Origin of the sequence: Streptomyces sp. NPDC091272 (assembly GCF_044757485.1) — a bacterium.
Lineage (GTDB): Bacteria > Actinomycetota > Actinomycetes > Streptomycetales > Streptomycetaceae > Streptomyces.
On record NZ_JBIVVC010000007.1, the window covers coordinates 395,915 to 410,035 of the forward strand.

Genomic DNA, 14,121 nt, shown 5'->3' on the forward strand with positions numbered 1-14,121 from the left:
AGCCTCGTCACGCGCCTTGCACACGTGCCGTCGTACGTCGTTGCCGCGGTGCGCCGTCGAACTGCGGATACCCTGCGCGCAACCCTACGGCCTCACGGTTGCCCCGCGTGGCGGGCGGCCGACCCTTGAGACCGGTGGGGCCGCGGCGGGGGCGGCTGCGGACGGGAGCGGCGAGGCTGCCCGGCGGGAGCGCGTCGGTGCGCCATGCTCGAACCCATGCTCAAGGTCACGCGGGCCACCGGGACGGTCAGGGACGCCGCCACCCGCCGGCAGGACCTGCGCCACGCGCCCCTCGTGACGTACGCCCTGATCGCCGTGTGCTGCGTGGTCTTCCTGCTCGGCCCCGCCTCCGGCCTCAATCCCGCGTACGGCACGGGCGAGACCCTGAACGCCGCCCAGAGCGCCTACTTCGAGCGCCGCGGCGTCGTCCCCGCCGAACTTCTCACCCTCTCCCGGCACGCGCTGGCCACCCCGTTCACCGCGCTCTTCGTGCACGGCAACTGGCTGCACCTGCTGGGCAACATGCTCTTCCTGTACGTCTTCGGCGCGATGACCGAGGAGCGCATGGGCCGCGCCGCCTTCGTGCTCTTCTACGTCGCCACCGGCTATCTCGCCCTCACCGTGTACGCGCTGGTGCACGCGGACTCCCACGAGACGCTGGTCGGCGCGTCGGGTGCGATCTCCGCCGTCCTGGGCGCGTTCCTGCGGCTGTTCCCGAGCGCCCGGGTCACCAGCGTCTTCCCCTTCCTGTTCTTCCTGCCGCTGCGCTTCCCCGCCCGGCTCGTGCTGATCTTCTGGTTCGTGCTCCAGTGGCTGGCCGCCCAGGGCCTGGGCACGGGATCAGGTGTGGCCTATCTGGCCCACGTGGTGGGCTTTGCCGGGGGCTTCCTCTACGCGTGGGCGCGATATCGCCGTACGACTAGAGTGAACAGCTACGCAGCACCACCGGCCACCGAGGGAGAAAGCCAGCCGTGATCACCGCGATCGTGCTCATCAGGACCAGCGTGGACCGGATCCCGGAGATCGCCGAGTCGATCGCCGCGCTGGAAAGCGTCAGCGAGGTCTTCTCCGTCACCGGTACGTACGACCTGATCGCCATGGTGCGCGTGGGGCGGCACGACGACCTGGCGGACATCATCCCGGGCTCCATCAGCAAGATTCCGGGGGTCGAGGGCACGGACACGCACGTCGCGTTCCGCACCTACTCGCAGCACGACCTGGAGGCCGCGTTCGCGATCGGGCTCGACGGCTGACCCTTCTCCCGTACGACCGCTCCGGCGGCCACGACCGTACGACCGAGGCCGCCGCGGGTTCCCCCGGGGCGGCCTCCGCCTTTACGTGACTGCGGTTGCGTGACTGCGGTTGCGTGACTGCGTTTGCGTGACACTCAGACGGCGGGCACGCAACGCCCGTCCTCGGTCCGGTAGTTCCAGCGGGCGCCGTTCGCGACGAGCTCCTTGACCGCCCGTACGAACCGCTCCACGTGCTCGTCCGGGGTGCCCGCGCCGAAGCTGACCCGGATGGCGTTCAGCGAGCGCTCGCCCGGCTCGGCCTCGGGGGCGCCGCACTCGCCCGGGTCCTGCGGGTCGCTGCCGAGCAGCGTGCGGACCAGCGGGTGGGCGCAGAACAGGCCGTCGCGCACGCCGATCCCGTACTCGGCGGAGAGCGCCGCGGCGAAGTGCGAGCTGTTCCAGCCGTCCACCACGAAGGAGATGACCCCGACGCGGGGCGCGTCGTCGCCGAACAGCGACAGCACCTGGACCGCGTCTACCTCGGCGAGGCCCTCGCGCACCTTGCGCACCAGCGCCTGCTCGCGCTCGACCAGCGTGTCGAAACCGGCCTCGGTGAGCGCCTTGCAGGCGGAGGCGATGGAGTAGACGCCGATGACGTTCGGCGATCCGGCCTCGTGGCGGGCCGCGGTGGTGTGCCACTCGACGTCCACGCCGCCGTCCGCGCGCCGCGCCACCTTCTTCGAGGCGCCGCCGCCCGCCAGGTAGGGGTCGCCTGCCTGGAGCCAGTCGGCCCGGCCCGCGAGGACCCCGGAGCCGAACGGCGCGTACAGCTTGTGCCCGGAGAAGGCGACCCAGTCGACGTCCAGCTCCTTGACGGACACCGGGTGGTGCGGTGCGAGCTGGGCCGCGTCCAGCACGATCCGCGCGCCGTGCGCGTGCGCGGCGGCGGCCAGCTCCTTCACCGGCCAGATCTCGCCGGTGACGTTCGAGGCGCCCGTCACGCAGACCAGCGCGGGGCCGTACGGGTCCCGGTCCGCCAGTGCGCGCTCCAGCGTCTCGACGGCCTGGGCCTCGGTGCGCGGGGCGTTGAGGTAGGTCACCTTGGCGTCCTGCCAGGGCAGCAGCGACGCGTGGTGCTCGGTCTCGAAGACGAACACCTGGCAGTCGGCGGGCAGTACGGCGGCCAGCAGGTTCAGCGAGTCGGTCGTGGACCGGGTGAAGACGACCTGGTCGCCGTCGCGGCAGTCGAGGAACTCGGCGACCGTCGTGCGGCTGTTCTCGAAGAGGTCGGTGGAGAGCTGCGAGAGGTATCCGGCGCCGCGGTGCACGCTGCCGTAGTACGGGGCGTAGGCCGCCACGTCGTCCCACACCCGCTGCAGCGCCGGCGCGCTGGCGGCGTAGTCCAGGGCCGCGTAGGTGACCTCGCCGCCGGTGACGAGCGGCACGGCCACGTCCCGGCCGAGGACGGGCAGCGGCGCCGCGCAGCAGGGGTCGTCGGCCCCGGCGGCGGGGGCGGCGGAGGTGGCGGTGGGGGCGGCGGAGGTGGCGGTGGGCGCGGCGGAAGTGCGGGTGGCGGGCGATGCGGACATGGCGAAACTCCTGGCAGGACAAGGCGGAATGGCTTCAGAAGGCCCGCGGGGTACGGCTCGATGGTCGTACGCACGACGGGAGTTGCCTCGACGCGCGGTGCCACGGGGCGACCGTACGGAGGTGAAGGTGGAACGGGGCCGACCGGTCCTATCGCATTCGCTTGCTCACGAGACTGCTCCCTTGAGGACCAGGACCCCAGGGGCGCGACACTCCGAGAAGAGTGCGCAGGGGTCCGCGCTTGCCGCAGACCTCGCTGCCTACGACCTGGTCTTCACCCGGGGCACCCCGCCACGGACGGAGGGTTGCCGGACAGCGGGCCGGGGCCGTAGTCGCTGTCACTCATGACCTGTGCAGCATCCTGCCACATGAGCGGATCCGTGCAAGAGCGCAGTCCGGTTGATGAGACATCTCCCCTGCGCTCTGCGTCACACACGGACGTACCCAGAGGGGCCGCGCGCGGGTCTCGCGCGCGACCCCTCAGGGGGTTCAGGCGTTGCTCGCCGCCACCCAGCGTTGCAGCGCCCGCAGCGCCGCCCCGGAGTCCAGGGACTCGCGGGCCTGCTCGATGCCGGCCGCGATCTCCTCGTTCAGGTCGCCGCCGCCCGGGTTCAGGGCGACCAGCGCCGCCGCCGTGTTGAGCAGCACCGCGTCCCGCACGGGACCCTTCTCGCCCGCGAGGAGCCTGCGGGCGACGTCCGCGTTGTACGAGGCGTCGGCCCCGCGCAGCGCCTCCACCGGGACGATTCCCAGGCCCACGTCACGCGGGTCGAAGGCCTCCTCGCGGACCTCCCCCTGCCGTACCACCCAGACCCGGGAGGTGGCGGTGGTGGTCAGCTCGTCGAGGCCGTCGTCACCGCGGAAGACCAGTGCGGAGTTCCCACGCGCGGCGAGCACACCGGCCACGATCGGGGCCATCCGGGCGTCGGCCACCCCGACGGCCTGGGCGCGGACCTGGGCCGGGTTGGTGAGCGGCCCCAGGATGTTGAAGGTGGTCTGCGCGCCGAGTTCCTTGCGGGCCCTGGCCGCGTGCCGCAGCGCCGGGTGGAACTTCACGGCGAAGCAGAAGGTGATGCCCGCCTCCTCCGCGACCTCCACCACCCGCCGCGGCGTCAGGTCGAGGTTGACGCCGAGCTTCTCCAGTACGTCGGACGAGCCGCTCGCCGACGACGCGGCCCGGTTGCCGTGCTTGACCACCTTGGCGCCCGTGCCGGCGATGACGATCGCCGACATGGTGGAGATGTTGACGGTCTTCGCCAGGTCGCCGCCGGTGCCGACGATGTCGACGCTGGGGCCCGGCACCTCGATGGTGCGGGCGTGCGCGTACATCGCCCGTACCAGCCCGGTGACCTCCTCGACCGTCTCGCCCTTGGCCCGCAGCGCGACCGCGAAGCCGGCGATCTGCGCGTCGGTGGCCTCCCCGGACATGATCCGGTCCATCGCCCAGGCGGTGTCGTCCGCGTCGAGGTCCTCGCGTCGCAGCAGGAGGTTCAGGATGCCCGGCCAGCCGCGGGCCGCCACGCTGTCGCCGCCTGCCGGGGTCACAACGTTCATGGTCCGCTCCAGGGTCCACGTGCCCCTCAGGGCAGCCGATAAGGGATGGGAACACCCTATCCAGCCCCGGGGACGGCAGAGAGCCCCGTCCCGGTGTGCGGGACGGGGCTCTCGCCGTGGCGAACATGACGGTTCGTCTCGAACCGGTTCAGGTGATCAGTGGTGGCCGTGGCCGCTGGTGATCTCCTTGTACTCCTCGGCGGTGGGCTTGGCGATCTGGTTGCCCTCGCCGTACATGCCCTTGCTGAGCTTGGCGCGCAGCTTCTGGGTGGCGCCCACCTTGCGCTCGACGCCGTTCTCGTCCACCTCGGGACCGATCTCGGCCGGCGCGTACTGCTCGTGCGCCGTGAGCGTGTGCAGCTTGTCCTGGCCGAGCGGCTCGTGCACCTCGACGAACTCGCCGTGCGGCAGCCGCTTGATGATGCCGGACTCGCGTCCGTGCAGCACCTTCTCGGCGTCCCTGCGCTGGAGGCCCAGGCAGATCCGCTTGGTGACGATGAACGCCAGGACCGGACCGACGAAGAAGCCGATGCGCACGAACCAGCTGATCGAGTTGAGCGACAGGTGGAAGTGCGTGGCCCACAGGTCGTTGCCACCGCCGACGAGGCCGATGAAGTAGACCGTGATCCAGGCGACGCCGAACCCGGTGCGGGTCGGGCTGTTGCGCGGACGCTGCGCGATGTGGTGCTCGCGCTTGTCGCCGGTGACCCACGACTCCAGGAACGGCCAGACGGCGATGACCATGAGGATCACACCGAAGAGCACCAGCGGGATGAACACGCCCAGGACCAGGGTGTGGCCCCAGAGGTTGATCTCCCAGCCCGGCATGACACGCACCAGGCCCTCGGCGAAGCCCATGTACCAGTCGGGCTGGGCGCCGGTGGACACCTGGTCCGGACGGTAGGGGCCGAGCGCCCAGACCGGGTTGATCGTGAACGCCGCGGCGATGACCGCGATGATGCCGAAGACCAGGAAGAAGAAGCCTCCGGCCTTGGCCATGTAGACCGGCAGCAGCGGCATGCCGACGACGTTCTTGTTCGTCCGGCCGGGGCCCGCGAACTGGGTGTGCTTGTGGTAAAAGACCAGGATCAGGTGAGCCACCATCAGGCCGAGCATGATGCCCGGCAGCAACAGGATGTGGATCGAGTAGAACCTGGCGACCATGTCGTGGCCGGGGAACTCTCCGCCGAACAGGAACATCGAGATGTACGTGCCGACGACCGGCACGGACAGGATCGCGCCCTGCGTGAAGCGGACACCGGTGCCCGACAGCAGGTCGTCCGGGAGCGAGTAACCGGTGAAGCCGGTGAACATGCCCAGGACGAACAGCAGGAAGCCGAACAGCCAGTTGACCTCGCGCGGCTTGCGGAAGGCACCCGTGAAGAAGACGCGCATCATGTGCACGAACATCGCCGCGAGGAAGATCAGCGCGCCCCAGTGGTGGATCTGCCGGATCAGCAGACCGCCGCGGACGTCGAAGCTGATGTCCAGCGTCGACGCGTAGGCCTCCGTCATACGGATGCCGTGCATCGGCGCGTAGCTGCCGTGATAAACGATCTCGTTCATCGACGGGTGGAAGAACAGCGTCAGGTACACACCCGTGAGGATGATGATGATGAAGCTGTACATGCAGATCTCGCCGAGCATGAAGGACCAGTGGTCCGGGAAGATCTTGCGCATGTTGGACTTGGCGAGGGAGTAGATCCCCAGCCGTCCGTCCGCCCAGTCGGCGACCCGCTCACCGGCGGGTGCCTTCTGCTGCGGCTTGGTCGTAGATGTCGTCGCAGTACTCATCCGCGCTCCCAGAAGGCAGGACCGACGGGCTCTTCGAAGTCGCCCAGCGCTTCGAGGTAACCCTCGTCATTCACGCCGATCCGCAGCTGCGGCAGGGCGTGACCGGCCGGGCCGAAGATGACTCGGGCACCGTCGGAGAGGTCGAAGGTGGACTGGTGGCACGGGCAGAGCACGTGGTGCGTCTGCTGCTCGTACAGGCTGATCGGGCAACCCACGTGGGTGCAGATCTTCGAGTAGGCCACGATTCCCTCGTGCGACCACTCGCGCTGCTGCTTGTCCTTGATCTCGTCCGGCTGGATGCGGACGATCATCAGGGCGGCCTTGGCGATCTCCTGGTTGAACTCGTGGTCGTCCTCCTTCAGGCCTTCCGGCATGGCGAAGGTGAGCGAACCCACGACGACGTCCTCGGCGCGCAGCGGCTCCATCGTGTTCTGGTTGATGAGCAGCTTGCCCTTCGCCCAGAGCGTCTCGCGGAGCTTCTTCTCCGGCAGCGGACCGAGGTCGCGCAGCAGGACGACGCCGGACAGCGGCACCAGGGCCAGTGCGCCGAACATCGTGGTGCGGATCAGCTTGCGGCGGCCGATCGCGGACTCCTGGGCGCCGGCCTTGAAGTCGGCCAGGACCTTGGCCTTGACCTCGGGCTCGGCCGAGATCGGGTGGCGCTCGTCGGCGACCTCGACGTCGGACATCAGGGTGCGGGCCCAATGGACCGCGCCCGCGCCGATGCAGAAGAGGGCGATGCCGAGCGTGAGGCCGAGGGAAAGGTTCAGCGCGCTCACGTGGCCGAGCGGCCAGACGTACACGATCTTGTCGATCGGGAACGCCACGAAGGAGGCGATGAACGCCACCGTGGCCAGCATGGAGAGCGTGAACAGGAAGGCGACGACGCGCTCGGACCGCTTGGCCGCCCGCTCGTCGATGTCCTGGATACGCGGCTTGTGCGCCGGCAGGCCGGGGTCCGCGAACGGATCGTCCTGGCGTGCTACCTCGCCGTGCGCGCCGTGCGCGCTGCCCTGCTCAGCCGGCAGGGCCTCTTCTGGATTCTCGTTGCTACTCATGACTTCTTGGCCTTAGCGGTGTGGGCCGCGACCCAGACGGCAACTGCGATGAGCGCACCCAGACCGAAGATCCAGGCGAACAGACCCTCACTGACCGGGCCGAGATTGCCCAGTCCGAAGCCACCGGGGCTCGGGGTCTCTTCGCCGTTCACGGCCTTGACGTACGCGATGATGTCCTTCTTCTCCTTCTCCGGCATGGTGCTGTCCGGGAAGGAGGGCATGTTCTGCGGGCCGGTCTGCATGGCCTCGTAGAGGTGCTTCGGCGAGACGTCCGCCAGGGACGGAGCGAACTTGCCGTGGGTCAGGGCGCCGCCCTCGCCGGTGAAGTTGTGGCACTGCGCGCAGTTGGTGCGGAACAGTTCGCCACCCTTGCCGACGTCGGCCCCGTCAGGGTTGGTCTGGCTTTCGGTCGGCGTGATGGGGCCGGCGCCGAGGGAGGACACGTACGCGGCGAGCTGATCGATCTGCGCCTGCGTGTAGATGACCTTCTTCTTGGGCACCTGCGCGCCGGGCTGCTGCGCCGGCATGCGGCCGGTGCCGACCTGGAAGTCCACAGCGGCGGAGCCCACGCCCACGAGGGAGGGACCGTCGGTGGTGCCCTGACCGCCGGTTCCGTGGCAGCTTGCGCAGCCAACGGCGTAGAGCTTCTTGCCCTCCTCGATGGCGAGGGACTGGGAGGTGTCGTCGGCCTGCGCCTTGCCCGCGGGCGCAAGTGCGGCGTACAGCCCCCCAGTGGCCGCCAGCGCGAGGAGTAGGACGACGACCGCCGCCAGCGGATGGCGTCGTCGTGCGGAGAGCTTTTTCACGGATTACCCCGGTGTCAGGATCTTCTGCGTCGATGCGGGAAGTGTTGCGGGCTCGAGCCCGTTCGTTGGTGGGCCCTGATTACTTGATCATGTAGATCGTGGCGAACAGGCCGATCCAGACGACATCGACGAAGTGCCAGTAATAGGACACGACGATGGCGGCTGTCGCCTGCTCGTGGGTGAATCTCTTGGCGGCGTACGTCCGGCCCAGGACCAGCAGGAAGGCGATGAGTCCGCCTGTCACGTGCAGTCCGTGGAAGCCGGTCGTCAGATAGAACACCGAGCCGTACGGGTCCGACGAGAGCGAGAGGCCCTCGTGCTTGACCAGCTCGGTGTACTCGTACACCTGGCCGCCGATGAAGATCGCACCCATCACGAACGTGATGATGAACCAGGTCCTGAGCTTCTTCACGTCGCCCCGCTCGGCGGCGAAGACGCCGAGCTGACAGGTGAGGGAGGAGAGCACCAGGATCGAGGTATTGGTCAGCGAGAACGGAAAGTTCAAGGCCGAGGCCTTTTCCGCCCAGAACTCGGGACCCGTCACCGATCGCAGGGTGAAGTACATCGCGAAGAGGGCCGCGAAGAACATCAGCTCGGAACTCAACCAGATGATGGTTCCGACGCTGGTGAGGTTCGGTCGATTGACCGACGGGTGCGCGTGCCCGGTATCTACTGTCGTTGCTGTCGCCACGACCGACATTATGTCGGTCGCTTATCCCGCCCTCACCCCGGGGGGTGCCGTTCGGAGTGTCAAGAGGGTGTGTCCTGCCCGAACGGCCCATCGAAGGACCGTACGAACCGGTGTGGCGGGAGGGTCTGACGGAGTAGCATCCGCGCATCGGAACCGGCCCGGCCGGCCGCCTGCAGAGCCCTGAAAGCCCCGAAAACACCGAGATCACCGCGCAGAGCACCGCGCAGTTCACCGCGTAACCGGACGTCACGGAGGAACAATGCAGCAGCCGACCGCCACGGTGCTGGTCTACAGCGACGACGCCAACACCCGCGAGCAGGTGCGCCTCGCGGCCGGCCGCAGGCCGGCCGCCGACGTACCGCCGGTCGAGTTCCTGGAGTGCGCCACGCTGCCCGCCGTGCTGAAGGCGCTGGAGGCCGGGGGCGTCGACGTGTGCGTGCTGGACGGCGAGTGCGTCCCGGCCGGCGGCATGGGCGTCTGCCGGCAGATCAAGGACGAGGTCTTCAACTGCCCGCCCGTACTGCTGCTGATGGGCCGCCCGCAGGACGCCTGGCTGGCCACCTGGAGCCGTGCGGAGGCGGCGGTGACGCTGCCCGTCGAGCCGGTCGAGTTCGCCGCCTCGCTGGCCGCCCTGCTGCGCTCCCGCCTCGCGGGCGGCAAGGACACCGTCGTCCGGGCCTGAACCGCCCGGCCGCACGCCCCTTTCCCCGCCGCTCCCCGCCGCCCCTCAGATCTGCGGGCGCAGGCGGGGGGTGTGCGTGCGGTCGCGCTGCTCCTCGGTGGAGGCGAGCAGCGCGCTGCCCTTGCGCCACTTGTTCCAGGGGACGTTCCAGTCCCCGTAGCCGTTGCCGAACGGGTCCATCTCGTCGCCCCAGCTGCCGACGACCTTGACGATGTCGCCCGCACGGACGGTCTCGTAGAACCAGGCGGCGTTGCCCGTGGACATGCCCGTGCAGCCGTGGCTGACGTTCGCGTAGCCCTGCGAGCCGACCGACCACGGCGCGGCGTGCACGTACTCGCCGCTCCAGGTGACCCGTGTCGCGTAGTAGACCGGCAGGTCGTACGAATCACTCGTACCGGTCGGGATTCCGATGCTGGTGCCGCGCATCCGTACGAAGTACTCCTTGCCCAGTACGACCTTGACGCCGTTGCGGGTGGAGTAGCCGGGCTTGCCCGTGGTCACCGGGATGGTGTTGATCACTTCGCCGTTGCGCATGACGGTCATCTGGTGCGACGAGGCGTCGGTGACGGCCTCGACGCGGTCGCCGATGTTGATCCGCAGCGGCTCGGACGGGGCCCCGTACAGGTCCTTGGCGACCTTGATGCCCTCCAGGTTGCTGTACGCCCGCACGGTGGAGCCCGCGTCCCAGTAGGAACGCGGGCGGTAGTGCAGGAGGTTGTCCTCCACCCAGAACCAGGAGCCCTCGACCGACGGCTTGGCGTCGACCTTGAGGGAGCGCTCCACGACCGCCCTGGCGCGCGGGTCCTTGACGGGGGCGCTGAGCGTGGCGGTGATCGGCTGCCCGACGCCGTACTTCCCCTCGTCCGGCCCGAAGGTGACCTTCAGCTTCTTCTTGCCGGGGGCGGTCTGGAAGCTGAGCCTGCGCACACCGGGGGCGCCCTCGTCGTCCTCGGTGCTGACCCTGACCGTGTACCGGGCCCCTGCGGCCAGCGGGGCGGTGGAGTGCCAGCGGGCCCCGTCGGCGGAGAGTTCGCCCGCCACCTGGCGTCCTGCGGCGTCCGCGGCGACGACGTCGGTGATCCGGCCGTCCTGGCTGTTGGCCGTGACCTCCAGGGGCTTCTCCGGGTCGACGTCGGTGCTGCCCGGCCGCCCGTTGAAGGAGATCTGCTGCGCCGCGTCGTACGGCGCCGAGGCGAGCGGACTGCCGTCTGGCCCCCCGCACGCGGTCAGGCCCGCCCCCAGGGAGGCGATCAGCAGGGAGCAGCTCAGGACCGTCCAGGTTCGGGGTGCGTGGCTCATGATCACACGATATGAAGCGTCGTCGGTCCGGGCGCGCTGGAAGGCCGGATGTGACTGCAAACGAATGAGGGGCCCGAACACCTGAACGTTCTCAGGTGTTCGGGCCCCTCAAGGGGACACCGCCGCCACGCGGCCGGTCCCCCGGTGTCCGCGGTCCTACTGGGTGCGGTTCTCACCGCGGTAGAACTCGAAGACCCAGCCGAACAGTCCGACCATGATCAGCGGCAGCGAGAAGAACAGCAGCCACCAGCCGATCGCGATCGACAGGAAGGCGAACGCGCCGCCGATGCCCAGCGCGAGCGGCTGCCAGCTGTGCGGGGCGAAGAAGCCCAGCTCGCCGGCCTCGTCCGCGACATCGGCCTGCTTGTTGTCCTGGGCCATGGAGTCGGCCCGCTTGGCCGTGAAGGCCAGGTAGAAGCCGATCATGAGGCTCAGCCCGAAGGCCAGGACGAGCGCCGTGGTGCCCGCGGGCTCCTTGGACCACACGCCGTACACGACGGCCATGATCCCGACGAACACGCTCAGCCAGATGAACAGCCAGCCTTGGATCTTCACTTGCCCGACTCCTTCGCGCTGAGGGCGAGCGACTCGATGCCGTTGTCCCGGTGGTTCTCGAGCTGGTCGATCGCGGAGATCTCCGGGTGGTGCAGGTCGAACGCCGGGGACTCGGACCGGATGCGCGGCAGCGTGAGGAAGTTGTGCCGCGGCGGCGGGCAGGACGTCGCCCATTCGAGCGAGCGGCCGTAGCCCCAGGGGTCGTCGACCTCGATCTTCTTGCCGTACTTCGCGGTCTTCCACACGTTGTAGAAGAACGGCAGCATCGACAGACCCAGCAGGAAGGAGCTGATGGTCGAGATCGTGTTCAGCGCGGTGAAGCCGTCGGCCGCGAGGTAGTCCGCGTAACGACGCGGCATGCCCTCGGCGCCCAGCCAGTGCTGCACCAGGAAGGTGCCGTGGAAGCCCACGAACAGCGTCCAGAAGGTGATCTTGCCGAGCCGCTCGTCCAGCATCTTGCCGGTGAACTTCGGCCACCAGAAGTGGAAGCCGGAGAACATCGCGAAGACCACGGTGCCGAAGATGACGTAGTGGAAGTGCGCGACGACGAAGTACGAGTCGGAGACGTGGAAGTCCATCGGGGGCGAGGCCAGGATGACGCCGGTCAGACCACCGAAGGTGAAGGTGATCAGGAAGCCGACGGCCCAGAGCATCGGTGTCTCGAAGGACAGCGAGCCCTTCCACATCGTGCCGATCCAGTTGAAGAACTTCACACCGGTGGGCACTGCGATGAGGAACGTCATGAAGGAGAAGAACGGCAACAGCACGCCGCCCGTCACATACATGTGGTGGGCCCAGACGGTGACCGAGAGGCCGGCGATGGCGATGGTCGCGGCGATCAGACCGATGTAGCCGAACATCGGCTTGCGGCTGAAGACCGGGATCACCTCGGAAATGATTCCGAAGAATGGCAACGCGATGATGTACACCTCTGGATGGCCGAAGAACCAGAAGAGGTGTTGCCAGAGGATCGCGCCGCCGTTGGCCGCGTCGAACACATGGGCACCGAATTTACGGTCCGCCTCCAGGGCGAACAGCGCGGCGGCCAGCACCGGGAAGGCGAGCAGGACCAGCACACCGGTCAGCAGCACGTTCCAGGTGAAGATCGGCATCCGGAACATCGTCATGCCGGGTGCGCGCATGCAGATGATCGTGGTGATGAAGTTGACCGAGCCGAGGATCGTGCCGAAGCCGGAGAAGGCCAGACCCATGATCCACATGTCGGCGCCGACACCCGGCGAACGGACCGCGTCCGACAGCGGGGAGTAGGCGAACCAGCCGAAGTCGGCCGCACCCTGCGGGGTGAGGAAGCCGGCCACCGCGATGATCGAGCCGAAGAGGTACAGCCAGTACGCGAACATGTTCAGCCGCGGGAACGCCACGTCGGGCGCGCCGATCTGCAGCGGCATGATCCAGTTCGCGAATCCGGCGAACAGCGGCGTCGCGAACATCAGCAGCATGATCGTGCCGTGCATCGTGAAGGCCTGGTTGAACTGCTCGTTCGACATGATCTGCGTGCCGGGACGAGCGAGCTCGGCGCGCATGAAGAGCGCCATCAGTCCGCCGATGATGAAGAACACGAACGACGTGATGAGGTACATCGAGCCGATCGTCTTGTGGTCAGTGGTGGTGAGCCACTTGATCACGACGTTGCCCGGCTCCTTGCGCCGTACCGGCAGCTCGTTCTCGGACGAGTCGATTGCTGCCGCGGCACCCTTGGGTTCGTTGAGGATGCTCACAGTTTGTTCGTCTCCGCATTCCTGGCCGGGTCGGTCAGCTCGATACCGGACGGGATGTATCCGGTCTGGCCCTTCTCCGCCAGGTCCTTGAGGTGCTGCTTGTACTCCTCGGGGGAAACGACCTTGACGTTGAAGAGCATCCGGGAGTGGTCCACGCCGCAGAGCTCTGCGCACTTGCCGAGGAAGGTGCCCTCCTGAGTGGGGGTCACCTCGAAGGCGTTGGTGTGGCCCGGGATGACGTCCTGCTTCATCAGGAACGGCACCACCCAGAAGGAGTGGATGACGTCACGCGACGTCAGCACGAACCGGACCTTCTCGCCCTTGGGCAGCCACAGCGTGGGCCCGGGGTTGTTGGTGTCCGGGTTCCGGGTGCCGGGGATGCCGTAGTCGTAGACGCCTTCGGCACCGTTGGGGAACTGCTTGGAGTACTTGTCCGGGATCGCGCCGAGTTCCTTCGGAACGCCGGTCTTCAAGCCGGTCTTGGCATCGGTCTGCGGACCGGTGGACGTGTTGCCGTCCACGTCCTCGACGTAGTTGAAGCCCCAGCTCCACTGGTAGCCGACCACGTTGACGGTGTGGGTCGGCTTCTCGTCGAGATGCAGAAGCTTCGATTCGTCACGGGCGGTGAAGTAGAACAGCACCGAGACGATGATGAGCGGGGCGACCGTGTACAACGCCTCGATGGGCATGTTGTAACGAGTCTGCGGAGGTACCTCCACCTTGGTGCGGCTGCGCCTGTGGAAGATGACACTCCACAGGATCAGGCCCCACACCAGCACGCCCGTGACGAGCGCTGCCGCCCACGAGCCCTGCCAGAGGGAGAGGATCCGCGGCGCCTCTTCCGTTACCGGGGTGGGCATCCCCAGACGGGGGAAGTCCTCCCATGTGTACGAGCAACCAGAGGCGGTCGCCAGGACCACGCCCGCGGTCAGCACCTGGAGCAGCTTCCGCCGCATCGGGCGCCGCGACGAGCGGTCGGAGCCGTTGGGACTCACGTAGCGCCTTCCCGAGAGTCTCGCCCGCGCGTGTGTTGGCTGCGGCCGTCTGACTGGTCGGTCGCCGGCCCTGACGCGGGCAGGGGTTTGGATGTTTATGCGGACCAAACCCTACTGGACGCTATTTGG

Annotated in this window: 13 protein-coding genes and 1 riboswitch; of the genes, 3 read left to right on the forward strand and 10 right to left on the reverse strand. The window is 68.2% G+C overall.

What is annotated here, in order from left to right; all coding sequences use genetic code 11:
- Positions 1-216: 216 nt before the first annotated feature.
- Complete coding sequence (locus ACIQM4_RS21970) at positions 217-975, forward strand: rhomboid family intramembrane serine protease (RefSeq protein ID WP_401594015.1); 759 nt, start codon at positions 217-219, stop codon at positions 973-975.
- Positions 972-1,253 carry an Lrp/AsnC family transcriptional regulator gene (locus ACIQM4_RS21975; protein ID WP_401594018.1) on the forward strand — a complete coding sequence of 94 codons (282 nt, stop codon included), beginning with the start codon at positions 972-974 and terminating at the stop codon, positions 1,251-1,253. Before ACIQM4_RS21970 ends, ACIQM4_RS21975 begins: the two co-directional genes overlap by 4 nt.
- Before the next feature lie 134 nt (positions 1,254-1,387).
- On the opposite strand, the gene ACIQM4_RS21980 is transcribed toward ACIQM4_RS21975, so the two are convergent.
- The 6 genes from ACIQM4_RS21980 to ACIQM4_RS22005 all read right to left on the reverse strand — a co-directional run bounded on the left by ACIQM4_RS21980 (position 1,388) and on the right by ACIQM4_RS22005 (position 8,731).
- Positions 1,388-2,821 (reverse strand): aminotransferase class V-fold PLP-dependent enzyme, encoded by a 1,434-nt coding sequence (locus ACIQM4_RS21980; protein ID WP_401594020.1) that lies wholly within the window; start codon positions 2,819-2,821, stop codon positions 1,388-1,390.
- A gap of 230 nt (positions 2,822-3,051) precedes the next feature.
- Positions 3,052-3,169: riboswitch (SAM riboswitch) on the reverse strand.
- Positions 3,170-3,308: 139 nt separating this feature from the next.
- Complete coding sequence (gene trpD, locus ACIQM4_RS21985; protein WP_401594023.1) at positions 3,309-4,373, reverse strand: anthranilate phosphoribosyltransferase; 1,065 nt, start codon at positions 4,371-4,373, stop codon at positions 3,309-3,311.
- A 156-nt stretch (positions 4,374-4,529) separates the two neighbouring features.
- A complete protein-coding gene (locus ACIQM4_RS21990) occupies positions 4,530-6,167 on the reverse strand; it encodes a cytochrome bc complex cytochrome b subunit (RefSeq protein WP_401594025.1) in 1,638 nt (545 codons plus the stop codon).
- Entirely contained in the window at positions 6,164-7,225 is a 1,062-nt protein-coding gene (locus tag ACIQM4_RS21995) for a Rieske 2Fe-2S domain-containing protein (RefSeq protein WP_401594028.1), read from the reverse strand. The genes ACIQM4_RS21990 and ACIQM4_RS21995 overlap by 4 nt, the downstream gene beginning before the upstream one ends.
- The gene (locus tag ACIQM4_RS22000; RefSeq protein ID WP_401594030.1) at positions 7,222-8,031 is read right to left on the reverse strand and encodes a c-type cytochrome; all 810 of its coding nucleotides are present in this window, start codon (positions 8,029-8,031) and stop codon (positions 7,222-7,224) included. Before ACIQM4_RS22000 ends, ACIQM4_RS21995 begins: the two co-directional genes overlap by 4 nt.
- Positions 8,032-8,110: 79 nt before the next feature.
- Positions 8,111-8,731, reverse strand: coding sequence for a heme-copper oxidase subunit III (locus ACIQM4_RS22005; RefSeq protein ID WP_189821776.1), 621 nt, complete (start codon positions 8,729-8,731; stop codon positions 8,111-8,113).
- A gap of 250 nt (positions 8,732-8,981) precedes the next feature.
- Here ACIQM4_RS22005 and ACIQM4_RS22010 point away from each other — a divergent pair, with 250 nt between their 5' ends.
- Positions 8,982-9,404 (forward strand): hypothetical protein, encoded by a 423-nt coding sequence (locus ACIQM4_RS22010; RefSeq protein ID WP_401594033.1) that lies wholly within the window; start codon positions 8,982-8,984, stop codon positions 9,402-9,404.
- 45 nt (positions 9,405-9,449) lie between these two features.
- Here ACIQM4_RS22010 and ACIQM4_RS22015 read toward each other — a convergent pair whose 3' ends face one another.
- From ACIQM4_RS22015 to coxB, 4 genes are all read right to left on the reverse strand, one after another.
- Entirely contained in the window at positions 9,450-10,703 is a 1,254-nt protein-coding gene (locus tag ACIQM4_RS22015) for an Ig-like domain-containing protein (protein ID WP_401594036.1), read from the reverse strand.
- 156 nt (positions 10,704-10,859) lie between these two features.
- Positions 10,860-11,258 carry a cytochrome c oxidase subunit 4 gene (locus ACIQM4_RS22020; RefSeq protein WP_401594039.1) on the reverse strand — a complete coding sequence of 133 codons (399 nt, stop codon included), beginning with the start codon at positions 11,256-11,258 and terminating at the stop codon, positions 10,860-10,862.
- Entirely contained in the window at positions 11,255-12,997 is a 1,743-nt protein-coding gene (gene ctaD / locus ACIQM4_RS22025; protein WP_401594041.1) for a cytochrome c oxidase subunit I, read from the reverse strand. Before ctaD ends, ACIQM4_RS22020 begins: the two co-directional genes overlap by 4 nt.
- A complete protein-coding gene (gene coxB, locus ACIQM4_RS22030; protein ID WP_401594043.1) occupies positions 12,994-13,992 on the reverse strand; it encodes a cytochrome c oxidase subunit II in 999 nt (332 codons plus the stop codon). Before coxB ends, ctaD begins: the two co-directional genes overlap by 4 nt.
- Positions 13,993-14,121: the final 129 nt, after the last annotated feature.